22 protein-coding genes, 1 tRNA gene and 1 pseudogene are annotated in these 26,071 nt (G+C 60.6%); 22 read left to right on the top strand and 2 right to left on the bottom strand.

Annotated elements, in window-relative coordinates; all coding sequences use genetic code 11:
* The first annotated feature begins 34 nt into the window (after positions 1-34).
* The 11 genes from AX703_RS22690 (at position 35) to AX703_RS22640 (ending at position 15,075) form a co-directional block, all read left to right on the top strand.
* Positions 35-931: a sterol desaturase family protein gene (locus AX703_RS22690; RefSeq protein WP_082734763.1), complete on the top strand. Its 897-nt coding sequence runs from the start codon at positions 35-37 to the stop codon at positions 929-931.
* Between the two features lie 128 nt (positions 932-1,059).
* A tRNA-Met gene (locus AX703_RS22685) sits at positions 1,060-1,136 on the top strand.
* 79 nt (positions 1,137-1,215) lie between these two features.
* Positions 1,216-2,652 (top strand): integrase arm-type DNA-binding domain-containing protein, encoded by a 1,437-nt coding sequence (locus tag AX703_RS22680; RefSeq protein WP_254895206.1) that lies wholly within the window; start codon positions 1,216-1,218, stop codon positions 2,650-2,652.
* Between the two features lie 504 nt (positions 2,653-3,156).
* Complete coding sequence (locus AX703_RS22675; RefSeq protein ID WP_060978502.1) at positions 3,157-5,700, top strand: TonB-dependent receptor; 2,544 nt, start codon at positions 3,157-3,159, stop codon at positions 5,698-5,700.
* 231 nt (positions 5,701-5,931) lie between these two features.
* A complete protein-coding gene (locus tag AX703_RS22670) occupies positions 5,932-7,356 on the top strand; it encodes an aldehyde dehydrogenase family protein (protein WP_157228455.1) in 1,425 nt (474 codons plus the stop codon).
* A gap of 76 nt (positions 7,357-7,432) precedes the next feature.
* A complete protein-coding gene (locus AX703_RS22665) occupies positions 7,433-9,067 on the top strand; it encodes a GMC family oxidoreductase (RefSeq protein WP_082734762.1) in 1,635 nt (544 codons plus the stop codon).
* A gap of 129 nt (positions 9,068-9,196) precedes the next feature.
* Complete coding sequence (locus AX703_RS22660; RefSeq protein ID WP_026108915.1) at positions 9,197-10,741, top strand: class I adenylate-forming enzyme family protein; 1,545 nt, start codon at positions 9,197-9,199, stop codon at positions 10,739-10,741.
* Between the two features lie 66 nt (positions 10,742-10,807).
* The gene (locus AX703_RS22655; RefSeq protein WP_011415062.1) at positions 10,808-11,602 is read left to right on the top strand and encodes an enoyl-CoA hydratase/isomerase family protein; all 795 of its coding nucleotides are present in this window, start codon (positions 10,808-10,810) and stop codon (positions 11,600-11,602) included.
* Between the two features lie 43 nt (positions 11,603-11,645).
* Positions 11,646-12,884 carry a thiolase family protein gene (locus tag AX703_RS22650; RefSeq protein ID WP_011415063.1) on the top strand — a complete coding sequence of 413 codons (1,239 nt, stop codon included), beginning with the start codon at positions 11,646-11,648 and terminating at the stop codon, positions 12,882-12,884.
* 37 nt (positions 12,885-12,921) lie between these two features.
* Positions 12,922-14,067 carry an acyl-CoA dehydrogenase family protein gene (locus tag AX703_RS22645; RefSeq protein WP_017499968.1) on the top strand — a complete coding sequence of 382 codons (1,146 nt, stop codon included), beginning with the start codon at positions 12,922-12,924 and terminating at the stop codon, positions 14,065-14,067.
* A 105-nt stretch (positions 14,068-14,172) separates the two neighbouring features.
* Positions 14,173-15,075 (top strand): SDR family oxidoreductase, encoded by a 903-nt coding sequence (locus tag AX703_RS22640; RefSeq protein ID WP_011415065.1) that lies wholly within the window; start codon positions 14,173-14,175, stop codon positions 15,073-15,075.
* On the opposite strand, the gene AX703_RS26990 is transcribed toward AX703_RS22640, so the two are convergent.
* Positions 15,076-15,309 (bottom strand): hypothetical protein, encoded by a 234-nt coding sequence (locus AX703_RS26990; protein ID WP_082734761.1) that lies wholly within the window; start codon positions 15,307-15,309, stop codon positions 15,076-15,078. It abuts the gene before it with no gap.
* A gap of 107 nt (positions 15,310-15,416) precedes the next feature.
* Here AX703_RS26990 and AX703_RS22635 point away from each other — a divergent pair, with 107 nt between their 5' ends.
* On the top strand, positions 15,417-17,420 hold the full coding sequence (locus AX703_RS22635) for a TonB-dependent receptor (RefSeq protein WP_231735665.1): 2,004 nt from the start codon (positions 15,417-15,419) through the stop codon (positions 17,418-17,420).
* A gap of 164 nt (positions 17,421-17,584) precedes the next feature.
* Here the strand turns inward: AX703_RS22635 and AX703_RS22630 are convergent, their stop codons facing one another.
* Complete coding sequence (locus AX703_RS22630) at positions 17,585-18,634, bottom strand: LysR family transcriptional regulator (protein ID WP_026108914.1); 1,050 nt, start codon at positions 18,632-18,634, stop codon at positions 17,585-17,587.
* Between the two features lie 32 nt (positions 18,635-18,666).
* Between AX703_RS22630 and AX703_RS22625 the strand changes: the two genes are divergently transcribed.
* The 10 genes and pseudogenes from AX703_RS22625 to AX703_RS22580 all read left to right on the top strand — a co-directional run.
* The gene (locus tag AX703_RS22625; protein WP_026108913.1) at positions 18,667-19,812 is read left to right on the top strand and encodes a CaiB/BaiF CoA-transferase family protein; all 1,146 of its coding nucleotides are present in this window, start codon (positions 18,667-18,669) and stop codon (positions 19,810-19,812) included.
* A gap of 487 nt (positions 19,813-20,299) precedes the next feature.
* A complete protein-coding gene (locus tag AX703_RS26985; protein ID WP_017499963.1) occupies positions 20,300-20,626 on the top strand; it encodes a helix-turn-helix domain-containing protein in 327 nt (108 codons plus the stop codon).
* A gap of 86 nt (positions 20,627-20,712) precedes the next feature.
* Complete coding sequence (locus AX703_RS22615) at positions 20,713-21,459, top strand: LuxR family transcriptional regulator (RefSeq protein WP_017499962.1); 747 nt, start codon at positions 20,713-20,715, stop codon at positions 21,457-21,459.
* 92 nt (positions 21,460-21,551) lie between these two features.
* Positions 21,552-22,166 (top strand): acyl-homoserine-lactone synthase, encoded by a 615-nt coding sequence (locus AX703_RS22610; RefSeq protein ID WP_017499961.1) that lies wholly within the window; start codon positions 21,552-21,554, stop codon positions 22,164-22,166.
* A 5-nt stretch (positions 22,167-22,171) separates the two neighbouring features.
* A complete protein-coding gene (locus AX703_RS22605) occupies positions 22,172-23,053 on the top strand; it encodes a phytanoyl-CoA dioxygenase family protein (protein WP_017499960.1) in 882 nt (293 codons plus the stop codon).
* A gap of 30 nt (positions 23,054-23,083) precedes the next feature.
* A complete protein-coding gene (locus AX703_RS22600) occupies positions 23,084-23,395 on the top strand; it encodes a helix-turn-helix domain-containing protein (protein WP_081095412.1) in 312 nt (103 codons plus the stop codon).
* Positions 23,388-23,909 (top strand): S26 family signal peptidase, encoded by a 522-nt coding sequence (locus AX703_RS22595; RefSeq protein ID WP_017499958.1) that lies wholly within the window; start codon positions 23,388-23,390, stop codon positions 23,907-23,909. The genes AX703_RS22600 and AX703_RS22595 overlap by 8 nt, the downstream gene beginning before the upstream one ends.
* Positions 23,897-24,538: a lytic transglycosylase domain-containing protein gene (locus tag AX703_RS22590; protein WP_017499957.1), complete on the top strand. Its 642-nt coding sequence runs from the start codon at positions 23,897-23,899 to the stop codon at positions 24,536-24,538. Before AX703_RS22595 ends, AX703_RS22590 begins: the two co-directional genes overlap by 13 nt.
* Positions 24,539-24,607: 69 nt before the next feature.
* Positions 24,608-25,048 carry a hypothetical protein gene (locus AX703_RS22585; protein ID WP_155644762.1) on the top strand — a complete coding sequence of 147 codons (441 nt, stop codon included), beginning with the start codon at positions 24,608-24,610 and terminating at the stop codon, positions 25,046-25,048.
* Positions 25,049-25,563: 515 nt separating this feature from the next.
* A pseudogene (locus AX703_RS22580) lies at positions 25,564-26,022 on the top strand (ArdC-like ssDNA-binding domain-containing protein); the annotation flags it as partial.
* Positions 26,023-26,071 lie beyond the last annotated feature (49 nt).

The following is a 26,071-nucleotide window of genomic DNA, read 5'->3' as shown; positions in this document are numbered from 1 at the left end:
TCTGCTTCGTTCAGGGGTTTTGCGGGCAAGCGACATGAACATCAGGAAATTTGCAGTCGATATGCTGCCGCCGGTGACGCTGGCGATTGTCGTTTCCTTCTGGGGACTTGCTCCGAAAGCCTGGGTGGAAAACACCTGGACCGCAATCATCATGACCGCGCTTGTGACGACATGGGTGCTGGGACTCGAGATGGTGTTCGAGCGTCATGCCGGGTGGCGGATGAATCGCCAGGAGTTCTTCACCGACCTGTTCTACATGGTGTTGAACGCCACGCTGATCTCGAAGGTTTCGCAGCTTGTTGGCGAAGCCCCGCTGATGGCTTTCAAGAAGGCAGCGGGCATCGAGACGCCTTGGGCGGCAGAGATGCCGTTTCTGGCGCAAGTGGCGCTGGTCTTGTTCGTCTATGAGTTTGGCCAGTACTGGATGCATCGCCTGATGCACAATTCGACGCCGTTCTGGCTGACCCATGCGCCGCACCACCACATCACGCAGCTCAACGCAATGAAAGGCGCGGTGGGCAACCCGATCGAGCTGGTGCTGATCAGCCTCAGCATCGTCGTGCTGTTCGACGTCTCCCAGGCAGCAGTGCTGGGCGCATTCGGCGCAACGGGGGTGATCTCCACCTTTGCGCACGCCAATGTCCGGTCGGACCCGCCGAAGTTCTACTCGTTCTTCTTCACCACGATCCGCCACCACAGCCTGCACCACTCGGTGCCTTACGAGGACACGCGCTGCAACTATGGCAATTCGCTGATCCTGTGCGACCGGATGTTCGGCACCTACAAGGAGGGCGAGGCCAGTGTGGTCGGGCAGGATGATCGCAGGCGGCTGTCTATCCGCGAGCAGTGGGTCTTCCCCTTCGTACCGCTGTTCAAGGCGTGGCAGTCACGGCGCGCCAATGCGCAAACGGGCAGCAATGGAGTGGTTTAGCCACGTCGGCGCCGGTCGGAGGAGCGCAGCCACAAGGGCTGTAAAAAATCCTGCTTACCCGGTTGACCGGACAGGCAGCCACAGCTAGAGGCCCGACCTGCCCAGCGGACTTCAGTTTCGCACACCGGGGCGGAGTAGCTCAGCAGGTTAGAGCAGCGGAATCATAATCCGCGTGTCGGGGGTTCGAGTCCCTCCTCCGCTACCAACCCGGATTGTCCACCAGTGACCCACTGAGGCCACTGGCAGACATTTTTCGAGGAAAATCAAATATTTTTCGCGTCCCGTTGCGTACGCCGGCGTCCCGGTGCGACCGGCTGCGGCCACCCACGGCGATTTGGATTGGGGGTATTTTGGGGGTATTTTTCGGCTGTCCCCAAAACAGGCGATACCCCCAGATGGCTTTGAAAGAACTTGAGGTCAAATACGCCACCAAGCGGCAGCGCCCCTACAAGCTGTCCGATGGAGAAGGCCTGCACCTGCTCGTCCAGCCGAACGGATCGAAGCTCTGGCGCCTGAAATACCGCTTCGACGGCAAGGAAAAACTGCTGAGCTTCGGCAAATATCCGACCGTCACGCTGGCGATCGCCCGCGAGAAGCGGACCGAAGCCAAGCGGCTGCTCGATCAGGGTGAGGACCCCGCCGAGGCCAGGAAGCGGGCGAAGAAGCAGAGGGCCGCGCTCAAGCTGTTCGAAGAGATTGCGCGGGCCTGGCACGCCAATCGTATTGAAGGGCTGGACTCGGCCCATGCCCTGCGCGTCATCAACCGGATGGAGCGCGACGTCTTTCCGGTCATCGGGAAGCGTCCGATCACGGAAATCGACCCGCCCGAGATTCTCGAGATGATCCGCGCGGTCGAAGCGCGCGGCGCCCTCGATATCGCCCGTCGCCTCAAGCAGAACGTCAGCCAGATCTATCGCTTCGCGATCGCGAGCGGCTGGGCGACCATCGATCCGACGCTCGGCCTCAACGATGCGCTCAAGCCCAAGCCGCCCGTCAGGCACATGGCGCGCGTGCCGCTCGCGGAGTTTCCGAAGCTGGTGCGAGCGATCTTCGCCTATGACGGCGAGGACACGCCGCGCCGCCGCGAGATCACCCGTGACGCGCTGCTGTTCACCTTGCTCACATGGGTCCGAACCAGCGAAACCCGCTTCGCGGCCAGGGACGAGTTCGAGGATCTCTATGGACCGAACCCGCTATGGCGTCTGTCGCCGGAGCGCATGAAGATGGAACGTGAGCATCTTGTTCCGCTGTCCCGCCAGGCCGCAATGATCGTTCAGCGCCGCTTGCAGGCGACGAACGATGCGTTCCTCTTTCCCGGAGCCAAGCCTGGAAAGTCTATTTCCGAGAACACCATGATCTATGCCTGTTATCGGATGGGGTATCTCCATCGGCAGACGGTACATGGGTTTAGGGGGCTCGGCTCGACCTGGGCGAACGAAGCCGAACGCTACAAGCCGGATTGGATCGAGATGGCGCTCGCTCACGAGGACGAGGATGAGGTGCGCGGCGCTTACAACAGTGCGCTCTATCTCACACCGCGAAGGCGGATGCTCCAAGACTGGGCCGACGTGATCGACGCGGCAACCGCAGTGTCGAATGTCGAGAAGAATCCTATCGAGTTCTCACAATTCATGCGCTGTTCCGCTCCCATCCAGCACCTGCCACCAAGCGACCAGAGACAGCCGTATTGGCAACGCCCCCTTCGGGCGGCTTCGCGATGAGCCTCAAAAGTCAGAACCGCCGATTTAGAGGCGCGGTTTTCTGCCATAGTTGTTAGAAATATCAGCTACTTAGATGCATCCGCGAATAGTAGAATGAACTCCAAGAAACCGTATCTCACTACATCTCATCATAGCTGATTCCCCTTGCAACTCGACAAGGGAAACCGCCGGGACCGCCAATTACGCCGATACATCGTCTGGAAGGGCTCGATTGGGGCGAGCAGAACGCGCGCATCCGTCCCGATGGACGCGCTCAGCGTGACTAATTCAATGAAATATATGGGGTTATTTGCGTCGCCACGAAGCGTCAGCGGTGCAGGCTCATCAGTCCTTAATCAATGAGTGGGAGGAATAGTTCGCCAACAAATTGAATTGGACGATGAGCCCCAAGGCGCGGCAAATGGCGCCAAATCAAAAAATGCCGTGGGGAGGACAGTCATGGTCACAGCCTTTAGGACAAATTTGCTTTGTGCCACCGCGCTATCGATCGCGTGTGCGCTTGCAGTGCCGGCACATGCCCAGGACGCTGCATCGCAGGGCGAAAAGCCCGAGGCGCAGGAAGGTGGCCTTGAGACAATCGTCGTCACGGCGCAGAAGCGCGAACAGAATTTGCAGGATGTTCCAGCCGCCGTTTCCGCCATAGGCGGCGAGACGCTGCGCACGCGCGGCATCACGGAGACCTCAGACTTGATGGGCGCGATCCCCAGCCTGCAAGTCACCACTCCCTATGGTCGCACCCAACCGAATTTCTCGCTGCGCGGGATTTCAGTGGCGAACGAATTTTCCGCCTCCACTGCGTCGCCGGTTGGCGTCTATGTCGATGAAGTCTATCAGAGCTTCCGGGCGAGCCATGGCCTGCAACTCTATGACATCGACCGGGTCGAGGTACTGCGCGGACCGCAAGGAACACTCTACGGTCGCAACACCACGGGTGGCGCGATCAGCTTCTTCACGCGCAAGCCGGATCTGGGAGAGGCCAATGGCTATCTGACCGCCGGCTATGCCAATTACGACACTTTCACGGTGCAGGGCGCCGCTGAAGCGACGCTGGTTCCCGACATCTTGGGCGTCCGCGTCGCCGGTACTTTTGCAAAAGGGGATGGTTGGCAGCGCAATGTACTGCCTGGGAATGAGCGCGACCTAGGGACCACCGATACGATCGGCGGTCGCATCTCGATCCGCTTCCGGCCCGATCCCGATCTCGACATCAATTTGAAGCTCTATGCCGCGAAGGACGATCCATGGGGCACCGCGCCCTATGCAGGTGGTCAACTCGCGGGCGGGCAGGATGCGCTCGGCTATTCGCGTTACGATCCGCAACCTTTCCTAGGCGGGCGGTTGCTGCGTGACAATGAGGTCGCAGTTGATCGGGTAGGTAAGAACATCAGCAAGTCGAAAGGGATAGCCCTCAACATCAAATGGGATGTCAGCGACCAATTCTCCGTCACCTCGATTACCGGCTACGACACCGGCGACTATATCAACAATCCTGATGATTGCGATGGCGGCCCAGCCGATCTCTGCTCGATCGGCCTCACGTCGACGAGCAAGAATTTCAACCAGGACCTGCGTTTCAGCTATTCGAACGACCGCCTCGATATCATTGCCGGCCTTTATTATGGCAGGGACAAGGTCAAGACGGTCAACTACCCGGACTTTTTCGGGGCGCTGAGGCCGCTGCTGCTTGGCGCCGGTCTTCCGGGCAGCTACAATAACGCCGCAATCGGAACGCCCGACGCGATCCGCTATATCCCAGCCTTTGCCGCCAATCCGGCGTTGGGGCCTGGCGATGCCGGATTCTGCGACGCGATCGAGATCAATCCCAACGGCTTCCTTGATGCACGCTCGCTGATTGCACTCCAGACCGACATCGCGATCAATAATACGGGCAATGGCGGCATGGGGGGTAGCTTTTCGGCGGGCTGCGCCGGGGCAGGCGCGCCTCCGTTCACCCCGATCCTCGGCGAACAGCGTTTTGACGTGTCGCGCCCCTCGAAGGCGATCTACGGCGACGTAACCTGGAAAGCGACCGAGCGGCTGACCGTGGCGGTGGGTGCACGCTACACCCAGGATAAGGTCAATTACCTTAACGGCAGCACTTTCCTCTATGCGCTCGACGGTACGACGCCGGTTGTCAACCTGATCCCCTACAGCAATCCATACAACCCCAATCTCGCGCCGCTTGAGCAGCGCGAAAAGGCAAACAGGCTAACCGGCCGTATCAATGTCAGCTATGAGTTCGCCGATGATATCATGGGCTATCTCCAGTACAGTCGCGGTTACCGCAGCGGCAGCTTCAACGGGCTTGCCTATCAGGGCGTCAATCAAGTCTATTATATCCAGCCTGAAAAGGTGAATGCATATGAGGCGGGGCTCAAAACCCGGCTGTTCGATCGCCGCGTCCAACTTAACCTCGCGGGCTTCTACTACGAGTATTCGAATCACCAAGTAACGCAGGTGGTCGGCGCTACAACCTTCACGCGCAGCGCCAATGGTCGCCTGTTCGGTGGCGAGGCCGAACTCGCCTGGCAGGTGGCCGATACGTTGCGTTTCGATGCTTCGCTGGGCTATCTCAACAGCAAGTACAAAGGCAATGTGATCGATCCGGCAAACCCGGCCAGCCCGACATTGAACGTCAACGGCAATCCCTTCCCGAACGCGCCGGAGGTTACGTTCCAGGCCGGATTCGACTGGGATATGATCGATGACGGCACCAACAAGCTGACCTTGCGCGGTGATGCGTCCTACATGGGCAAGTACTATTTTGATCCGTTCAAGAATTATGGGCAGACACCGTGCGATACACCCCCAGCGGGATCGAACATAACGCTCGCGGGTAAGGCGATTACATGCGCAAATCCGGGCTACTGGCTCGCCAATGCGCGATTAACCTATGCGCACGACAATATGTCGGTTAGCTTGTGGGCGAAGAATCTGTTCGACAAATATTACTACACCTACGGCCTCAACATCAACGTGTTCGGCTACGATTATCTGAACCGCGGCATGCCGCGCACTTATGGCGTCGAAGCGACAGTCAAGTTCTGATCGCTGCTGCGACGGGGGCGGCGGGCATCCTCTCCCGCCCGCTGCCCCCGATTTTTTCGACCTGACTTTCAGACCGAGGAGCATCCATGATACGTTCCACCGGCAACGGTCCCTCATTCATCGGCACGGCGTACAGAATCGAGCGCGCTGTGATCACTGAGATCGGCGCAGCTGAAAGCACCGCCCAGGCGAGCAGCGCCGAGCGGCCAGCGCGCCTCCGGACGATTTAACGTGGATGCGTCTCGGAACAGAACTGAGCTGGAACGAATTTTCGCGACCCAACGCGAAGGGACGCGTGAGCAGGTTTCGCGCAGCTACGAAGAACGCATGGACCTGCTCGGGCGCCTTGGCCGGATATTTGAGCAGCACAGAGACGAATTGGTCGATGCCGTTGCCGCCGATTTCGGCATTCGATCCCGCTACGAGACTATCCTGCTCGACCTGATGCTTGGCATATCGGAAATTAAATTTGCGCGCCGCAATCTGAAGACGTGGCTGAGGCCGCGGCGGGTGAAGACTGACATCTTCGGCCTTCCCGGTTCATCGCGCCTGGTCCCCCAGCCCCTAGGTGTGGTGGGCGTTCTCGGCACGTGGAACTATCCGCTCGGCACCATATTCGTTGGCGCGGCCGGTGCATTGGCGGCCGGCAACCGCGTGATCGCAAAGCCGAGCGAAGTTTCCGCCAACGCCGCCGAAGCCAGCGAGCGGCTTGTGCGCCGGTATTTCGCCGAAGAGGAATTCGCGATTGTCCAGGGCGGGCCCGACATGGCACAGGCGATGACGGCCCTACCTTTCGACCATATTCTCTTCACCGGTTCACCCGCGGTTGGCCGCAAAGTCTATGAAGCGGCGGCTGCCAACCTTACACCTGTTACTCTGGAACTTGGCGGCAAATGCCCTGCCATCGTGGGCAAGGGTGCATCGCTTGCACAAGTCTGTGAAAGCTTAGTGTTCGGCAAGCTGCTCAACGCCGGCCAGACCTGCATCGCCGCTGACTATGCCTTCGTCCATGTCGATCAGATGGAAAGCTTCGTCGCCGCACTCCGCGCTCAGGTTGCCAAATGCTACCCCAACGCGGCAAGCAACCCCGATTTCACCAGTATCATCAATGACCGACAGTTCGCGCGGCTCCAAGGTTTGCTCGATGATGCCGAAGCCAAGGGCGCGACGGTGCTCAACCTCTCGGACAACGGCGATGGAACGCTTCCTGAACGGCATCGGATCGTGCCGTTGGCGGTTCTCGACGTTACCGATGACATGGCGATGATGCAGGAGGAGATTTTCGGACCGATCCTGCCGATCATGCCATATCGCTCCGAAGACGAGCTCATTCGCTACGTAAACCGGCATGAGCGCCCGCTGGCGCTCTATTATTTTGGCGACGAAAGTGAGGAACGGCGCAAGATCATTTCCGAAACGCACGCTGGCGGCGTGACTCTCAACGGCACGGTCATGCACGTCTTCCAGCGCCGGCTGCCTTTCGGTGGCATCGGACAGAGCGGCATCGGTGCCTATACCGGCGTCGCCAGTTTCGAGCGCTTCACTCATTACAAGCCGGTGTTCTCTCAGCCGAAACTCAGCCTGCTTGGTCAACTTCTGCCACCCTATTCGAGCAAGACCGAAGGACTACTCAACATCTTCGAAAAGATCCTCTGACGTGGCTGCGGCGGTTGATGCTGGCATGTTGCATGACGCCGGGTCGCCAGCATGGGTCGAATGACAAGGGAAGCAAATGGCTGACTATGTAATTATTGGAGGTGGGTCGTCGGGCGGCGTTATCGCCAGCCGGTTGTCCGAGGACCCCGATGTCACCGTTTGCCTGCTCGAGGCAGGCGGCCCAGGCACCTCGCCGCTTGTGTCCACGCCCGGCGCTTTTGGGGCGCTGATCCAAGACTATCGGATCAATACGCTCAACTGGCGGTTCAACACCGACCCTTCAAAGGCGCTCAACGACCGCCGCCTCTACAATCCGCGCGGGAAGATGCTGGGTGGATCGAGCGGTATGAACGGGATGGTCTATATCCGCGGCGACCGGTCGGATTTCGACCACTGGGCCGAACTCGGCAACGACGGCTGGGGTTACAACGATGTCCTGTCCTATTTCCGCAAGGCTGAGAATAATGAGCGCGGTGAGGATGAGTTTCACGGCTCGTCGGGACCGCTTCACGTATCCAACGGCAAGCGCGAATTCGATGTCTATGATGCTTTCATCGAGGCGGCGACTGGACTGGACCATCAAGCCAATCCGGACTTCAATGGTGCCAGCCAGGAAGGTGTCGGCATCTATCAGTTTACCGTGAAGGACGGGAAGCGCGCCAGCGTGAAGGCGTGTTACCTTGATCCGGTGATGGGCAGGCGCGGCAACCTCCGCGTCGAAGTACATGCCCGCGTCCATCGTATCAGGTTTGAGGGCAACCGCGCGGTGGCAGTCGAGTATTCCCAGGACGGGCAGTTGAAGACGATCCCGTGCGAAAAGGAAGTCATTGTCAGCGGCGGCGCCTATAATTCGCCCCAACTGTTGATGCTTTCCGGTATCGGACCGCGTGATGAGTTGGAGAAGCATGGAATCGAAGTGATTCATGATATTCCCGGTGTCGGCCAGAATCTTCACGACCATCCTGACCTGATGCTGATCTACCAGTCGAAGAAGCGGCTCGGGATCGCACTCAATGTCGTTGGCGCGCTCAAGACCGTGCGAGACCTATTCCAGTATCTCACGCAAAGGAAAAGCTGGCTGGCATCGCCGCCCACGGCTGCAGGCGGTTTCTTGCGATCCGCGCCGGGGCAGAACCGGGCGGACTGCCAGGTCCATGTCGTGCCGCTCGCCTATCGCGACCATGCGCGCGACTACAAGCTGATGACGAAATGGGGCTATACGATCATTCTCAATATTGGGCGCCCAAAGAGCCGCGGCTGGGTTGCCTTACATGACTCAAACCCCGAATCCGATCCCAAGATGGACCTCAATCTCTTGAGTCATCCCGACGACCTCAAGACGTTGCGCAATGCCTTCCGTGTCGTGCAGGAGATCCTGCATTCGGATCGCATGAAGGCGATGATGAAACGGCCTCTCTATCCTGACCGCTACCTTGAAACTGATGAAGAGATCGACGCCTATATCCGGGCAGAAGCCAATCATGCTTATCATCCGGTGGGAACATGCAAGATGGGCACCGACGAGATGGCGGTGGTCGACAACCGCCTGCGCGTTCACGGCCTCGCAAATATCCGCGTGGCCGATGCCTCGATCATGCCATCAATCGTCAACGGCAACACCAATGCAACCTGCATCATGATCGGCGAGAAAGCCGCCGACATGATCCGGCACGATAATATGAGCAGCAAGAATAGCATCGCAGAATATTGAATTGGACGATTGGATCAATGCTGCAGACACAGATGCTTACGAAAAGAAGTCCGGAGAGGCCTATCGCATGTCAGTTTATTATGTGTCGACTGCGCCATTGTGGGCGAGCGCCTTAGAGGAGCGCGGCTGATGGACGTCCGTACGCAAATACGTCGCGCCGCACGTTATTTCGCCCAGCAAGAGGCTCTCGTTCACGGCCACAGGCGGTTGACTTTCTCGGAAGCCTGGTTGCGCGGCGTGAAGCTCGCAAATGCTCTTGCGGAGTGCGGCCTTCAACCGGGTGACCGGATTGCTACGCTGGAGAAGAACTCCATCGAGGCCGCCGACATCATACTGGCGGCTGCCATTGGAAACTATACGCGTGTTCCTCTCTATGCGCGCAACCGATGTGAAGCGCACGCCCATATGATCGCGAGTACCGGATCTCGGTTGGCGCTGGTCGATGAGGCATTGGCTTCGGAGTTGGCGGGGCTGGATGCCCAAGCTCCGACGCTTGAGCGGATCATTATCCGCGATCACAACTATGAGAATTGGTTGGCGACAGCCTCGGACCGGGATCCTGATCCCGTCGTCGCGCCGGAGGACTATTGTGTCATCCGCCACACCGGCGGCACGACGGGCAAACCCAAGGGCGTTGCCTATCGGCACCGTTCATGGATGACGATCTCCGCCGCATTTTTCAGCATCGGCCCCCAAGTGGCCCCAGGGGATGCCATTCTGCATGTCGGCCCGTTGTCCCATGCATCGGGCTTCCTGTTCGTGCCGGCCTGGTATTGCGGCGCCCGCAACGTGATGATGGACGGCTTCGATCCAGCGTCCTTTCTTGACACTCTCGAGCAGGAACGGATCAGCCATGCCTTTGTAGCCCCCACCATGCTCAATGCCATAGTGCATCACGACGGGGCATATGGCCGCCACTTTCCGAATTTGAAGTTTCTGCTGAGTGCTTCAGCGCCGATCTCCGAGCCGACGCTTCGCAAGTCGTGCCAGATATTCGGGAATCATGTTCTTCATTCGGGCTATGGACAGACCGAAATCCTGCCCATCGCGTCTATGGGGCCCAACGAGTGGTTCGGCGAATTTGAAGGTTCTGCCCCAATTCGGGCGGTCGGACGTCCCATGAGTGGCGCCGATATCGAAATCCGTAACGAGGACGGAAAGGTGCTGGGACCAAACGAGCCCGGCGAGATCGTCGCACGGTTCGAAAATGGCCAGATGGAGGAATTCTGGAACGATCCGGAGGAAACCGCCCGGCGCATGGAAGATGGCTGGGTCAAAACCGGCGATGTCGGCATGATCGACACAAACGGATTTTTGTATCTGCTCGATCGCAACAACGACATGATCGTGTCAGGCGGCTTCAATATCTATCCCACCGAAATCGAAAACGTAATTGCCGACCATCCCGGTGTACTCGAGGTCGCGGTCTTTGGCGTGCCCCATGAAAAATGGGGTGAAACGCCGCTTGCAATGGTGCGTGTCAAGCCCGGAGCACAAATCACGGAGACCGAGATAATAGATTTGGTGCGCCAGCGTCTGGGCTCCGCAAAAAAGCCAAGCAAGGTCGTTTTTACCGCCGAGCCACTGCCGTTGAGCAATGTCGGAAAGGTGCTTCGTTCAAAGCTTCGAGAGCCCTATTGGGCGGGCCAGGACCGGCGCATTTCGGGGGCATGACCGACGCAGCCATCCTAGCCACATCCTCTATTCCGGTGACCGCCTGCCGGCGCGCGGGAGACTGCAATGGACTATGAATACATCCTGGTTGAGCAACGCGGCCCAGCGCTTTGGGTGACCCTCAACCGGCCGGCAGCGTTGAACAGTCTGTCGTTGGCTTTGGCCGAGGAACTCGCCGCAGCGATCGAGGCAGCGGAAGCAGATGCGACGGTGCGCGCTTGCATTCTTACCGGCGCCGGACGGGCGTTTTGCGCTGGCGCGGATCTGCTCGCAATTGGCGATGGAACAGGCGGACAAACTCTCGCCGAACGCTTAAATCTGTTTCTGCCGCCGCTCGGTCAGGCTTTTAACAGGATCGAGACGTCGCGCCTTCCGATAATTGCGGCGGTCAACGGCCTTACGCTCGCCGGCGGCTTGGAACTGGTGTTGTGCTGTGATCTCGTCATTGCCGCGCACCCGGCCAGATTTGGCGACGCCCATGCAAATTACGGCCTGTTGCCCGGCGGTGGAGGGTCGGTTCGACTCCCTAGGAAGATCGGCGAAGCGCGTGCGAAACATCTGATGATGACCGGCGGGACCATCTCGGCTGCCGAGATGAAGGAAGCCGGACTCGTGACCCAACTGGTTGCTCCCGAGGATCTCATTGCGGCAGCGCAAGCGCTGGTAGAATCTCTTGCAGAAAAGAGCCGGCCAGGGCTCGCCTACATGAAGCAGCTAGTCCGCGCTGCGCAGGATAGCTCGCTCGAAGTCGGGCTGCGTCAGGAACTCGAAACCATGGCTGCTTACGCCTTGTCCAACGACATTGTCGAAGGACTGGCGGCATTCCGGGAGAAGCGGAAGCCCGATTTTTCCGACCGGTGAGACCTGATCGGATGCGGAACACATTGGAAGAATGGATCAACGAATGACCGACATATTCGTCATGGGGGTTGGGATGACCCCGTTCGGAAAACAGTTCGACAAGAGCCTGAAAATGCTCTGCGCCGAAGCTTCGTCGCAGGCCTTTTCCGACGCAGGATGCACCGCCGGCGATGTCGAAGCCATCTTCTTCGGCAATTGCGTCCAGGGGCATATGGAGGGCCAGGACATGATCCGCGGCGAAATCGTGGCGCGAGCGATGGGCATCTCAAGCGTTCCCGTGGTGAATGTCGAAAACGCATGTGCGACGGCTTCCACGGCCTTGCACATGGCCGCCGCCTATGTTCGATCGGGGGCAGCGGATGTCGTACTCGCGCTCGGCGCGGAGAAGATGTACTCGCCCGACAAGGCGCTCATGTTCAGTGCATTCGATGGCGCTTGGGACGTGCATGAAACCGAGTCGGGCCGCGCGCAGCTGCTGGCCATGGGCAATGGCGTCGATGTTCCGGAAGGAACGACATCGAGTCAGCCTTACAGCGTTTTCATGGATGTATACGCCGCGATGGCACGCGCGCACATGAAGACCTACGGCTCGACGCAAGCGCAAATCGCGGCCGTCTCGGCGAAAAATCACATGCATTCGACGCGCAATCTGCTTGCCCAGTATCGCCTCCCATATACCGTCGAAAGTGTACTCGCTGCGCCTCCGATCGTTTACCCGTTCACACTGCCGATGTGCTCCCCGATCAGCGACGGCGCCGCCGCTGCGATCATCTGCAGCGAAGCCGGTCGGCGCAAACTGTCGGCAGCCCCGGACAGGGCGCTAAGAATCCTGGCGTCTGTGCTGCAAACCGGCGCCGCGCGCGATCCCTTTGATTATGACCACCATGTCAGCCGCCTTGCGGCGAACCGGGCCTATGCGATGGCCGGCGTGGGGCCAGAAGATATTGGCGTCGCGGAGGTGCATGACGCCACGGCGGTTGGCGAGATCATTGAAATCGAGGCGCTCGGCCTGACGCCGCCTGGCGAGGGCGGACTCGCGGCAGAGCGCGGTGAGACGGCGCTGGGTGGGCGTATTCCGGTAAACACGTCGGGCGGGCTTGAATGCAAGGGACATCCGATCGGCGCCACCGGGCTCGGCCAAATCTACGAGCTTGCGCTGCAATTGCGCGGCGAGGCGGAAGATCGACAGGTTCCGAATGCCCGGTTCGCGATCGCGCAGAACGGCGGAGGTGTCATCGGGGTGGAAGAGGCGGTGGTCGCCGTCACGATCCTGGGCCGGTAGTTGTCAGAGCGCGCCTAGGGAAACACGGGGTCACGATATGAACTTTGAGCTGTCCGATGAACAACGCATGGCGGTGGAAACCGTCCGCCGCTTTCTCGACAACAAGCTTGAGCCGGAAATCCGCCGGCATGGGGAGCGATTCATCCCCAAACCGCTCATGAAGGAATGGACTCAAGCACTGACCGGCTATGGCCATATTACCGCACCGCATCAGGAGCAATGGGGCGGGCTTGATATGGGATGGCTCACTCATCTGCTCATTTTCGAGGAGATCGCCTATTCCTCGCTCGATGTGGCCATACCCGGCTTCATCAACGCGGTTGGCGCAGAACTCATCCGCCGCTTCGCCCCGGAGACGATCAAGCAACGCTATCTTGCCGACCTCGTCGCGGCCGAGAAGTTCGTTTCGCTCGGCATCTCGGAGCCCGATGTCGGCTCGGACGTCGCCGCCATCAAGACACGCGCCGTACGAGACGGCGATTTCTGGGTCATCAATGGCGAAAAGACCTGGATCACCAACGGAGCCTACTCGGACATCTTCATCTGTACGTGCAAGACTGGCGAAAATGAAGTCACTCACATCCTGGTCGATCGTGACGAGAGTGAGTATGAGGTGCGCGATATCCAGAAGATGGCGCTCAACGGCCAATCGACTGCACAGATATTCCTGTCCGATTGCCGCGTACCGGTGGCAAACACGATCGGCCGGGTCGGCGATGGATTGCGCAATACGTTGCAAGTGTTCGAGATTGCCCGCTGCCATATGGCGATGTGGAGTATCGGCATCGCACGGCGAGCAATGGATGAGGCGATCGCGTACGCTCGCGATCGCGCGCAGCATGGCAAGAAGATCGCCGGCCATCAGCTGATCGCCGACAAGATCGCCATCATGGCGACCAAGATCGACGCAGCCCGTCTGTTGACGCACCGGGCAATATCCCTCGTCCAGGCGGGCACGCGCGCAGAGACGGAATGCTCGATGGCCAAGTGGTACGCCACCGAAATGGCGATCGAAGCGACGCGCGATGCGCTTCAGATCCATGGCGGCAACGGCGTCACCCGCGAATTCATCGTTGAGCGGCTGGTGCGTGAGGCGATCATTTGCCCCATCCCCGATGGCACGACGGAGATTCAAAAGCTTGTTGTTTCGCGCGCCCTGACCGGCATTCAAGCCTTTCGGTAAGGCTCAGACGAAAACGACAGCGTCGACGGAAATGGAGCCGCGTGCCTGACTCGCACAGGATCAAATGCGCAGATGCGTCGCTCAGGTAAAAGAGGCAGACAAGCGATGGACGAAGAGCTTCGTTTCGATGGCAGGGTAGTGGTTGTGACCGGAGCCGGAGGCGGACTTGGGCGCCAGTACGCGCTGATGTTTGGCGGGCGCGGAGCCAAGGTGGTGGTGAATGATCTGGGTGGCGACGAGAAAGGGAGCGGCAGCTGCTCCACAGCCGCTGACAATGTGGTCGACGAAATTCGAGCCACGGGCGGTCAGGCGGTGGCAAATTATGCGTCGGTCGAGGAGGGCGCGCTGATCATCCAAGCCGCGGTTGACAACTTCGGAACCGTTGACGTCGTCATCAACAATGCCGGCATCCTGCGCGATGTGAGCTTCCACAAAATGACCGACGAAGACTGGACACTGCTTCAGCGGGTCCATCTGAATGGGACGCGGGCAGTGACGCAGGCAGCATGGCCGATACTGCGCGACAAGGGCTATGGCCGCATCGTCATGACCACGTCTGCAGCCGCAATCTACGGCAACTTCGGTCAGGCCAACTATGCCGCAGCCAAGCTCGGAATATTGGGGCTTGCGAACGCGCTGGCGGAGGAGGGGCGGTCCAGAAACATCCAGGTTAATACGATCGCCCCAATCGCCGCATCGCGTATGACCGCGACTGCCTTTCCACAAGAGTTTCTCGCCAATCTCAGAGCGGAAGCGATCAGTCCATTGGTCGGTTGGCTTGCGCACGAGAATTGCAGCGAAACCAAAGGGCTTTTTGAAGTTGGAGCCGGCTATATCGCCAAGCTTAGGTGGGAGCGCGCGCTTGGGCACGCCTTCGGAGCGGACAGGGCGTTCACGCTCGATGATGTCGCCCGGCACTGGGGTAGAATTGTCGACTTCACGGATGCCGAGCACCCGCTCGGGCTGAATGACAGCCTTGAGGCGGTAGAACGGGCGCTGAGAGCGTAATCAACCCGATGAATTACCATGATATTTTTGAGCGGCCGTCGGGCTGCCGATGGCGTCGTGCTGCCGCCAGATATCGATGAGCAGCAGGAATAGTTCTGCAGCGAATTGAATTGGACGACGGCCCTCAAATGCCGCCAAACGGCATGAACTACACAATATCTCCTGGGAAGAGAGGATCAGCCATGAGAGGATGTCTATTGGCTTCTGCCGCGTTGTTGTGCTCGGGAACAGCATTTGCCCAGGAAGCAACGCCCTAGGCGAACGACCAAACCGGGAGCGCCACGGAAGCGCTGGCTGAGGACATTGTCGTTACCGCCACCAAAAAGGGCTATGGCGAAAGCGTGCAGAAAGTACCGATGGCGGTCACGGCTTTTGGTGAAGCGCAGCTGGATGCCAAGTTCGTCCAGAATCTTCAAAGTCTGAGCTACGACGTTCCCAACGTCCAGCTCGAGGATGTGGGTACGGCACCGGGCTATGCCAATTTCACTATCCGGGGCCTCGGCATCAACAGCACGATCCCATCGATCGACCCCACCGTAGGCGTTTTCACTGACGGTATTTACCTCGGCATCAACGCTGGTGTCGTGCTGGACAACTTCGACCTTGAGGGGATCGAAGTTCTGCGTGGACCGCAAGGCTTGCTTTTCGGTCGCAACGTTACCGGCGGTGCCGTGGTTGTGCGGACCACGCGGCCCAGCTTCGATTTTGGAGCCAAAGCCAAGCTATCCATTGAAACGGGACTGAAAAAGACCGTAAGCGGCACGGTTACCGGACCTATCGTCGATGACGTTTTGGCTGCCAAATTGGCCGTCTACTACAGCGACGACAATGGCTGGTTTCGCAACCGCTTCGACAATCGCAGCTTCGGTAAATCACATGACCTTATCATTCGCCCGGCACTTTCGCTCAAGGGTGGCGACCGCTTCCGAATGGATCTCCGCTATGAGCATGGCGATGTCGAAAGCGATGGAGCCCCTGTCCAGAGTCACGCGCTGTTTCCCCGCGACAGCTTCAGGTTTTCGATCAATTTCCCAGGTTTCTATGATGCCAAATGGGACCAGGCGATCGTGGAAACCAACATCGATGTTGGTCTGGGCGAAGGCGTCTTCACCAACATCGCTGGCTATCGGAAATTCCGATCCTCCGCGGGCGCTGATATCGATGGAACACCACAGTCCTTCTTTCATGCCTTTTTCGAAATCGACCAGGATCAACTCAGCGACGAACTTCGTTATGCCGGAAGGTTCGGTGACGTCGAATTGACAACCGGTCTATACTATTTTTCCCAGGATCTTCGTTACGCCGAGCTGCGGAATCTTTTGGGCGGTGCTCGGATCGTTTCCGGTGGGGGTACGCAAGACCAGACAACATGGGGCATTTTTGCTTCGACCGACTGGCATTTCACCGATACGCTGACCTTGAATCTCGGCGCGCGGTATAGTTGGGAACGCAAAGCCGTTCGGGTCTCGGCCTTACGCGCAAATGGTTGCAATCTAGACACGCTGATCTGTGCAACCAATTTCGCCGACGCGGCAAAATGGCGAGGGTTTACGCCGAAAATCGGCCTTCAGTGGAAGCCGGATGACGACACGCAGATTTATGGCCTTTACACGCGCGGGTTCCGCAGCGGCGGATATAATTTGCGCAACACCGATCCCGCTGTGCCGCCGGGGCCATTCAATCAAGAGACCCAGGACAGTTTCGAACTCGGCGCCAAGAAGCAATTCGGGCGCCACCGGATCAACCTGGCGGCCTTCTACAATCGCATGAAGGACCTGCAGCGCGAGATCAACCTGCCCGGACCGCTTGGCGTCAGCCAGGTCATACGGAACACCGCCGACGCCACAATCAAAGGCGTCGAGGCCGAGGGGCAGTTTTTTCTTTTGTCCAACCTCGTGATTTCGGGTCAGCTCGGCTACGTGAATGGCCAGTATCGCAACGTCCAGTTCGACCTCAGCGGTGATGGCGTCATCAACGATGTGGATCGTGCGCTCAAATTGCCAAGGCTGTCGCCATGGACCTATGGCGTGGGGCTGACTTATGATCAGCAGCTTGGCGAATTGGGGACAGCAACGGCGCGTGTCAGCTTCACGCATCGCGACAAGGCGGCATTCACCGACAACAACGTCGGCTTCCTTCAGGGCGCCGATATGCTCGATGCGAGCCTCACATTGGCGACCGACAACAAGCACTGGCGCTTCTCCATCTATGGCCGAAACCTCCTGAATGAGGTGACGATTGGCGGCGATACACCTTTGCCGGCGGCCTTCGGGGGCACGGGTGCAAGCCTTTCACCGCTAAACAGGGGGCGCGTCATCGGCGGAGAAGTGGCGATTAGCTTCTAGGCCATTTTCGAGGCGAGTGGAATCACCCGCCAACTCGGAAAATGCCCAAGATCAATTTGCTAGAGCATTTCCTGCCGGAAAGCCGGTTCCCACTTCTGCGCGAAATGCTCTAGCTGATCGCGACGGATGCAGCGGATTTCCGATCGCACCCCGCCCCCTTGCCGTTAATCCGATGATGCGGTGCGCCATGCCTGACGAACAAGGCTGACGAGCGCACGGCCAGCCGGTTTTACCTGCCAGCGGCTACGCACAGCATAACAAAGCGTCAATGGATCGAATAAACCGATTCCCTCCAAGGCCACGAAATTGGCGCGAAACCATGAGTTCTCGGTGAACTGTTTTGCAACCATCCCGATAGCATCGGATGTGGCAACGATCCGTCGAACCAATTGAAAATAGTCTGTCATGTGGATCCAGTCAGCGGGACGCTTACCGCTTTTTTCGTACATCTGCTGAATGATCGATGTGTAGGGTTCGGAAGATGAGGGCACTACGAATTCGAACTGGACCAGCGGCTCCTTGCTGGTCGGGTTTATCCCCAGAATGGGATGATTGTTCCGCACAAAAGGCAGTATTTCGATCGAGGCGACCCGCTCGCACTTGAATTCCGGCCAGCGTGCAAAGGCCGCTTCAAGTCCAAAGGCGACATCGATATCGCCGCGCGACAGGAGTCGCACGCCCCTTTCGCTGTTGCCCGAAACGACTTCGACGCGCACTGCCGGATGGCGCCGCAGCAAAGAAACCAGAGGTTGGGTGAGCAACCAGTCGATTGACCCTGGGAACAGTCCGATTCGAAGCGGGCCCGCATAGGCGTCGGCGCGGCGGGCTGTATCTCCGAGTAGTTCAGCTGCGTCGGCAAGCAAGCGCGCTGCGCGATCAATAAATTCGCGTCCCTCCTCTGTCGGCATCGCGCCCCGTGAGGTCCGATGGAAAAGGGAATAGCCAAGATGCCGTTCGAGTTCAGCGACACTCTTGGTCACCGCCGACTGCGTGACACCAACCGCATCCGCTGCCCTGGAGAAGGAACGAAGCTGACCAACCGCGACGGCATGCTTGAGGCGAGAATCGAGCATGGACATGCCCCACAGGAATAATTGCTCCAGAGAATGAATTAGGCGAATCAAGGTCATTTTGCCAATCTTACTTTCGACACTGCCGCCCAGCACGACTGCAACCCGTCTCGAAATCTGGAGCGGCGAAACGGCCTGGATCAAAGCGCCAAGGTCTCAGACGCAGGTATGCCTGAATGACGAAAACTGGTCCGCTTGCAGGCCTCAAAATACTCGAAATTGCGGGCATCGGCCCGGCGCCGTTTTGCGGAATGCTGTTGGCCGACCTTGGCGCCGATGTCGTCGTCATTGAACGCGTAAGCCCTAACTCCGAAAATATCGATCTTGGCAGCGGCGCCATTGTGAACCGCGGGAAACGTGTAATTGCCTTGGATCTGAAGTCCCCCGAAGGCGTCGCGCATGTCCTGGATCTCGTCCAAAGGGGCGATGTACTGATCGAAGGCATGCGGCCTGGGGTGATGGAGAGGCTCGGCCTTGGTCCCGAGGTTTGCCTAGCGCGTAACCCCCGCCTTGTATTCGGTCGCATGACGGGTTGGGGGCAGCAGGGACCTCTCGCCCAAGCGGCCGGCCATGACATCAACTATATCGCGCTGTCAGGAGCCCTTTGGTATGCTGGGCATCCCGGTGAACCGCCAATGGCGCCGCCAAGCCTGGTAGGCGATATTGGGGGTGGAGCGCTCTATTTGGCCATCGGCGTCCTCGCAGCGGCAATGCACGCGCGGGATACCGGGAATGGGCAAGTGGTTGACGCCGCGATCGTCGATGGGAGCGCTCACATGATGAACTTGCTCCTGAGCCTGAAGGCCGCCGGCCAGGTTGCCAGCATACGCGGCTGCAGCATCCTTGACGGCCCTCACTGGTACTCGACCTATCGGTGCGCCGACGGGAATTTCATCTCAGTCGGATCACTCGAGCCCAAGTTCTATGCGCTGCTTTGCAAAAAGCTGGGGTTGGCCGGCGATAGCAGTTTTGACGACGGCTATGATCGTGATGCCTGGCCCGAGCTCAAGCAGCGTTTTAGCGAGATATTCGCCATGCGGACACGGGAAGAATGGCGCACACTGCTGGAAGGCAGCGATGCCTGCTTTGCCCCCGTGCTTGATCCGGACGAAGCGGCGCGCCATCCTCATATGGCAGCGCGAGGCGTCTATCGGGAGATCGACAATATCCTCCAGGCAATGCCGGCGCCACGTTTTTCGGGCTCGTCACTACCGATCCCCGGACCGATCCCGCTGCATCATGAAGATCCGAGTACAATTCGGCGGGGCTGGAGCAAACCGGACCGCTGCGGGATTACCGCCAGAACCGACTGTTGCGAGTAGTCGGTTGGCATGGTGGGCGGCCAGCGGCCCGACACGAACGGTGATTTCATAACTATGAACCAATGCGACGCTCCGCTTCGCTGCGCTGCATTCAAATCAAAGGAGACAACGACACACAGGCACGTCAAACTATCCGATGATTCCTGTACGCCACGCCGGAACGGCGATTGCGGACGTGTCCACGGGACGTTGTTCGCATCGTGATTCGCTCGGCGCTTGAAATCAATGCTCGCCCCGGATGTGACGACGCCGATGGGATTTCCACTGCGGCGTCCACGGCCAATGTCCTGGCGTGAGGGCTTCGGTCATCGACCGATTCGACCGTCCGAATGCGGTCTTTTGGCGCGCCTGAGAATCCGCATCAGAGTTGAGTGCGCGTTGTTCGGGAATCTCATTTAAATATTTGTAAAAACGTAATAATATAGATAATAACTCCAACCTGTATCCAGTGTGGAGTAATGGTCGCAGGGCGTGAACTTACGCCCTTATGGATGCGTCGAAGTCCTTCAGTTTGAATCTCAGGAAATTGCGGCTTGCGATGCGCATCACGCAAGAAGCGCTCGCCCATGATGCGGGCACGAGCAGCTCTTATCTGAGTGCGATCGAAAATGGCCGGTCGAGCCCGACGCTGAAAGCAATGGAGCGGCTCGCGAAGGCACTCGGCGTTAATGCCGTCTATCTCTTGTCCGGCCGGATATCGATCTCGATCGTTTCGGACGACGAACTGGAAATCGGCGCGATACTGGCGCGCCCGGCGGTGACGCTCCGGCGCCATCCGCACAAGCCGACGGGGCGGCCGAGCAAGACCAAGTAAATCATCGGGGGCTGCACGCGCGTGGGCTGGAACCACGCGCCCGATAGACGCGCCCGCAACGCGCGCGTCGAAAGGAGTGCCCCTCGGTGCCGTTTCGCGACCTCGATGCCTATATTAAGCAGGCCAGGCGCGCGAACAGTGATCGCGAGCTGTTCAGTTGCAGCGAGGCCGCCGCACGCCAGCTCGGCCTCCCATGGCTCGCGATCGTCCAGAGCATGGCCTTCTTTCAGCCCGGTGGGCGATATTTCCGCATGGACAATTTCCAGAGCTGGGGCGACGTTTTCGTCGCCGAAGGCTATTACCGCGACGATCCCGCCTTGCTCGCGGCGCGCTCGACAAGCCGGGCGTTCTGCTGGCACGAAATGGAGCGACTGCTGGGCGGCTTCACGCGGCGACAGGCGCGCATCGTGCGCGAAGCCGCGCGTCATGGCCTGCGCAACGGCCTCACCGTTCCGATTGGCGTCGCCGGCGAGCCGCCCGGATGCTGTACGTTCGCAACGCGCGACGGGCAATTGCCGCCATCGCATATCTGCCGGATCGCGACGCTGATGGCGAGCGAGGCGTTTACCGAGGCGCGGCGCTTGCACGGCTTTCCGGCGCGCCCGCTGAAATTACCCCATCTCAGCCCAAAGCGGCTCGAATGCTTTCGCTTGGCGGCGATGGGCAAGAGCGACGTCGAGATCGGGATCATGATGAACATCGCCCCGACGACAGTGCGCACCTACATGCGTGACCTGCGCGAACATTTCGGAATCTATTCCCGCGCGCAGCTCCCGGCGATCGCGCTCGCCTGCGGAATCGTCTGCATCGAGGAGATCGTCCCGCGGTTCTGAGCGGGATCGCCGCATCCTCAATATTGACGACTGTTTGAGCCCTTCATCTCTGCTCCCTTCGCGACTGTTCAATTTGAACGGGAGCTACTGCCATGATCCATATTGTCAAAGGGTGCTCGCTTACCGATGCGCGCGCCGCCTCGATGTTCGAGGACCGCAAGACCCTGTTCGTCGATCTGCTGGGCTGGGATGTTCCGGTCGTCGGCGGCCGCTATGAAATCGACAGCTATGACGGCGACAAGGCGGTCTATCTGATCGCCACCGACGATGGCTGCATTCACCAGGGGTCGATGCGGCTGCTATCGACAGAGGGCGCACATCTTCTCGCCGATCGTTTCGCGTCGCTCTGCGAGTGCGATGCGCCCCGGGGGGAGCAGGTTCGCGAGATTACGCGACTTTGCCTGCCGCAACGATTGGGCGCCCCCGGACGCCTGCGTGTCCGCAACCGGCTCATCTCGGCGATGGTCGATCATGCGCTCGGCAGCGGAATCACCATGCTAACCGGCGTCGTGACCGCTGCTTTTCGCGAGGAGGTTTTGGCGATGGGCTGGCGCGCAGCGCCGCTCGGCCCCGCGCGCCGCATCGATGGCGCGTTCCTTGGAGCGTTCCGCATCGAGATCTGCGCCGGTACGCCTGCGCTGCTGGCGTCGAACGGCATCTATGTACCGGGTGCGATCACTCCCGATGCGGCGGCAAGAGCCGCGTGAAGGGAATGGCGATGCACGACCCCGCCCGCCTCGCCGCGATGCTGCTCGCCGACGGTTATGTCATTGTCGATAACGCCGTGCCGACCGAGCTAATCACCGCGCTCGAAGCCGAACTCGCACCGCGCTTCGTCGCCACGCCCTTTTGCGAAGGCGGATTCTACGGAGCCCGCACCAAGCGCTTTGGCGCGTTGTTGCGGCGTTCACGGCATATCGCCGGCCTTGTGCTGCACCCGATCATCCGCGGTATCGCCGAAACGGTGCTCGGGGAATGGTGCGATCGTATCGTTCTCAACCTCACCCAGGCGATCGAAATCCATCCCGGCGCGCTCGCGCAGGTGCCGCACCGCGACCAGGATCTCTGGGGCGGCGTCAAGACCGGGATGCACTATCAGATCAACGTCATCTGGCCGATCGATCCGTTCACGCTGGAGAGTGGCGCGACGCTGGTCTGGCCGGGCAGCCATCACGATGCGGCATCGCAACCGGGCGATGCACGTCCGGTCGCCGCCGAAATGCCACCCGGCTCCGCGCTGCTGTTCCTCGGATCGATCCTGCATGGTGCCGGCGCTAACCAGTCCGATCATGTGCGCCGCGCGGTCATCACCTCCTATTGCCTCGGATGGCTGCGGACGTTCGAGAATCAGTATCTCGTCTATCCGCCCGCCATCGCTCGAGCGTTCGATCCCGATCTGGCCGCGCTCATCGGCTATGCCCAGCATCGCCCCAATCTCGGCAATGTCGAAGGCCAGTGCCCGTCCGTGCTGCTTCACCGGGACGATATCGACGGCCTCCCTGCGATCGACGCGCTGCTCCCCGGCCAGGCCGACATGCTGGATGCCTATGTCGCCGAACAGGAAGCCGCGCGTGCGGGCCTGATCGGCGGGTAACGCGGGTTCGTCGGACCGGGCGCTGCACTCATGACACACGATCCAAACCCCGAAGCAGGCGGCGGCGCGCGAACACGGATCGAGGCGGATTCATCCGCTGTGGACGGTGGAGCCACGGCGTCGTCGGCCGCGGAGCGCGCTCGGCGGGCACGCGAGCATTGCCCGTTTCTGACAACCAAGCAGGCCGCGTTCCATCTCGGTCTCGCGGGGGACACGCTCAAGAAGATGCGCCGGGAGCGGCGCGGCCCGCCGTGCCGAAAGCATGGCACCGTCTGGCGCTACCATATCGACGATATCGAGGCCTGGTCGCGCGCGAACATGCGGGAGGGAGGCAATGGCTAGGCTGCTACCCTCCCGTCTGCCGGCTAAACCCACCGCGCTGATCGGTCTCGGCGCGGCCGCGCTGGCGACCACGATCGCGCTGCCGCCAACGCCGTGGCTGGTCTGGAACGCATCGGCCAGCGCGCCGATCGGTCTCTATGCCGTCAGCGGACGGCAGGACATCGCATCGGGCGACATGGTGCTGGTCCGGGTGCCCGACCGCTGGCGCCGGCTCGCCGCCGAGCGGCGCTACATTCCGATCAATATCCCGCTGGTCAAGCGCGTCGCGGCCGCGCCCGGCGATCGCGTCTGTGCGCGCGGGCGGGAGATCTATGTCAACGGCCACCCGGTGGCCGAACGCCGCGAAGCCGATGGCCGCGACCGTCCGATGCCGTGGTGGAATGGCTGCGTGATGTTGCGTTCGGGCGCATTGTTCCTGCTGATGGACAGCCCGGATTCGTTCGATGGGCGTTATTTCGGACCGACATCGCGCGGCGACGTCATCGGCGAGGTGCGACTGCTGTGGCTGGGCTGAGGGTCGCCATCACCGCCCTGGCGCTGCTGGCGGCGGCACCGGCTGACGCGCAGTCGGTCGTTCACTGGCGGCCCTATATCGAGGCAGCCTCGGCGCGTTTCGGCGTGCCGGTAGAATGGATCGAGCGCGTCATGCGCGCCGAGAGCGGCGGGCGCACGGTGCTGGACGGGCGCCCGATTACCAGCCACGCCGGCGCGATGGGACTGATGCAGCTCATGCCCGGCACCTGGTCCGAAATGCGCGCGCGGCTCGGGCTCGGACGTGATCCCCATAGCCCGCGCGACAACATATTGGCGGGGACGCTCTATCTTCGTCTGATGTATGACCGCTTCGGTTATCCCGGACTGTTCGCAGCCTATAACGCGGGACCGGCACGCTATGCCGAGCACGTGCGGACCGGCCGCGCGCTGCCCGGTGAGACCCGCGCCTATCTCGCGAGCGTCGCCGGAGTGCCCGTCAATTCCCGGTCGGCTGTCACGGCCGCCAGTGCAACGCCGCGTACCGTCAATGCCATCTTCTTCGCGATCGGCGACCGGCCCCCTGCCGGCCGGAGCGAAGCCGGTGCGGCCACGCTGTTCGTCGCGCTGCGATCGACGTCGCCCGAGAAGAACGCGCCAGACCGCCCATAGTGCGAGCCGATCGGGGCTTCATGCCGAATCGTGTTTCTGCTATGTTCCGAGCCTATGGAGTTGGTCGTGATGTTGCTCGGTCTGATCCTGTCCGCCACCGGCATCGTCCTCTTCGCCTGGGCGATGTTCCGGCTCGCCGTCTTCGCACTCCCGGTCGGGCTCGGTGCGGCCGCATTTCTGTGGGCGGGGGGTGGCGAACTGGGGCCGTTGCTCGGTCTGCTTCTCGGCCTCGTCGTCGGCGTCGCGGTCTTGCTGATCGGACGCATGCTCATCGCGTCGCGGTTGCCCGTTCCGCTTCGCGGAGCGATCGCGCTTCTCTTCGCCGTGCCCGCCGGGATCGCCGGCGGCAGTGTCGTCTCCAGCCTGATGCAGCTCGGCGGTGCGGGGCCGACCGCGACCGGCATCGCCGCGGCGGTCGGCGCGATCATCATCGCCGGTGCCGCCATGATGAGCCTGTTGCCCGCGATGACCGCTTGCACCGGTTCGAACGGATCCCCGCTGCACGGTTGATCTGTTGGGGCCAGTGGGCCGAGTGCTCGCTCCTCGTGTCACCGCGCGCATGGCGACCACGACGAGAGTGCTTCAAGACGGCAGGGTCTGACCTGACGCATCCGGGTTTTCAGGCGCCTCGCGCCTGCGGCGCGACCGCCGCTCTATTCCGCTAGGCTCACATCCGTTCGCCAAGCTCCACCGGGCCACGCTTCGCGCGTCCCGGCCAAAGGTGACGATCGGACTGGCGGGATGCCGGAGCCTTGCTCCGGCCTGTCGTCGCCGCGCCTGACCGGCGCGGCGGCATTTTTCGTTGGGCCTTCCCCTCGTCGCGCGGGTGGGCGGCGCTCCCTTCTGGGCCCGGCCCGGCGTCCCGCAAGCCGGCCTTCGACTGCGCTCGGGTCCGGCTCCTCCATTGCATTTCGGCCCTGCGGGTGCGGACCGCCTCCTGGCCGCGCCCGGCAGGTCGCAATTCGCCGCCCACCCCCGCTCCGGGGGAGGCCCTGGGGTTTTTGGGGCGGCATTGGAGGATAGCCATGCACCAGACCGGCAGCCAACGCGCGCGCGCAGAGGGCAGCAAACGCCAGCCCCCGGCGGAGCGCGCCAATCTTTACGACGAGGTGACGGGCCGCATTGTTTCCGAACTTGAGGCGGGCCGCTTCCCTTGGGTCCAGCCTTGGGGCCGCCCCAATGGTCAAGGCTTCTCCGCCGCCCCCGGCCTCCCGCGCAACGGGCTCACCAGCCGCAATTACAGCGGCGTCAATGTCCTGATCCTGTGGGGAGCAGTGATCGAGAACGGCTATCCGTCGCAATCGTGGCTGACCTTCCGCCAAGCCTTGGAGGCGGGCGGCAATGTCAGGAAAGGCGAGCGCGGGACAAGGGTTGTCTATGCCGACCGCTTCACCCCCGAAGCCGAGAAGGAACGCGCGCGCCAGACCGGCGGCGAAGCCCGCGCGGTGCCGTTCCTCAAACGCTTCACCGTGTTCAACGGTGCGCCGTAACGGCGGAAATTAAGGAGTGCTATCATGGATAGTTGATCTTGCT

Origin of the sequence: Novosphingobium sp. CCH12-A3 (genome assembly GCF_001556015.1) — a bacterium.
Lineage (GTDB): Bacteria > Pseudomonadota > Alphaproteobacteria > Sphingomonadales > Sphingomonadaceae > Novosphingobium > Novosphingobium subterraneum.
The sequence above is the reverse complement of the archived record's forward strand: the minus strand, read 5'-3'. Positions and strand labels throughout refer to the sequence as shown.

Excerpts from the sequence above, each read along its gene's own strand:
- AX703_RS22690 (WP_082734763.1), top strand. The coding sequence starts at position 35 with ATGAACATCAGGAAATTTGCAGTCGATATGCTGCCGCCGGTGACGCTG.
- AX703_RS22665 (WP_082734762.1), top strand. The coding sequence starts at position 7,433 with ATGGCTGACTATGTAATTATTGGAGGTGGGTCGTCGGGCGGCGTTATC.
- AX703_RS22660 (WP_026108915.1), top strand. The coding sequence starts at position 9,197 with ATGGACGTCCGTACGCAAATACGTCGCGCCGCACGTTATTTCGCCCAG.
- AX703_RS22655 (WP_011415062.1), top strand. The coding sequence starts at position 10,808 with ATGGACTATGAATACATCCTGGTTGAGCAACGCGGCCCAGCGCTTTGG.
- AX703_RS22650 (WP_011415063.1), top strand. The coding sequence starts at position 11,646 with ATGACCGACATATTCGTCATGGGGGTTGGGATGACCCCGTTCGGAAAA.
- AX703_RS22645 (WP_017499968.1), top strand. The coding sequence starts at position 12,922 with ATGAACTTTGAGCTGTCCGATGAACAACGCATGGCGGTGGAAACCGTC.
- AX703_RS22640 (WP_011415065.1), top strand. The coding sequence starts at position 14,173 with ATGGACGAAGAGCTTCGTTTCGATGGCAGGGTAGTGGTTGTGACCGGA.
- AX703_RS26990 (WP_082734761.1), bottom strand. The coding sequence starts at position 15,309 with ATGCTGTTCCCGAGCACAACAACGCGGCAGAAGCCAATAGACATCCTC.
- AX703_RS22625 (WP_026108913.1), top strand. The coding sequence starts at position 18,667 with ATGACGAAAACTGGTCCGCTTGCAGGCCTCAAAATACTCGAAATTGCG.
- AX703_RS26985 (WP_017499963.1), top strand. The coding sequence starts at position 20,300 with ATGGATGCGTCGAAGTCCTTCAGTTTGAATCTCAGGAAATTGCGGCTT.
- AX703_RS22610 (WP_017499961.1), top strand. The coding sequence starts at position 21,552 with ATGATCCATATTGTCAAAGGGTGCTCGCTTACCGATGCGCGCGCCGCC.
- AX703_RS22605 (WP_017499960.1), top strand. The coding sequence starts at position 22,172 with ATGGCGATGCACGACCCCGCCCGCCTCGCCGCGATGCTGCTCGCCGAC.
- AX703_RS22600 (WP_081095412.1), top strand. The coding sequence starts at position 23,084 with ATGACACACGATCCAAACCCCGAAGCAGGCGGCGGCGCGCGAACACGG.
- AX703_RS22595 (WP_017499958.1), top strand. The coding sequence starts at position 23,388 with ATGGCTAGGCTGCTACCCTCCCGTCTGCCGGCTAAACCCACCGCGCTG.
- AX703_RS22585 (WP_155644762.1), top strand. The coding sequence starts at position 24,608 with ATGTTGCTCGGTCTGATCCTGTCCGCCACCGGCATCGTCCTCTTCGCC.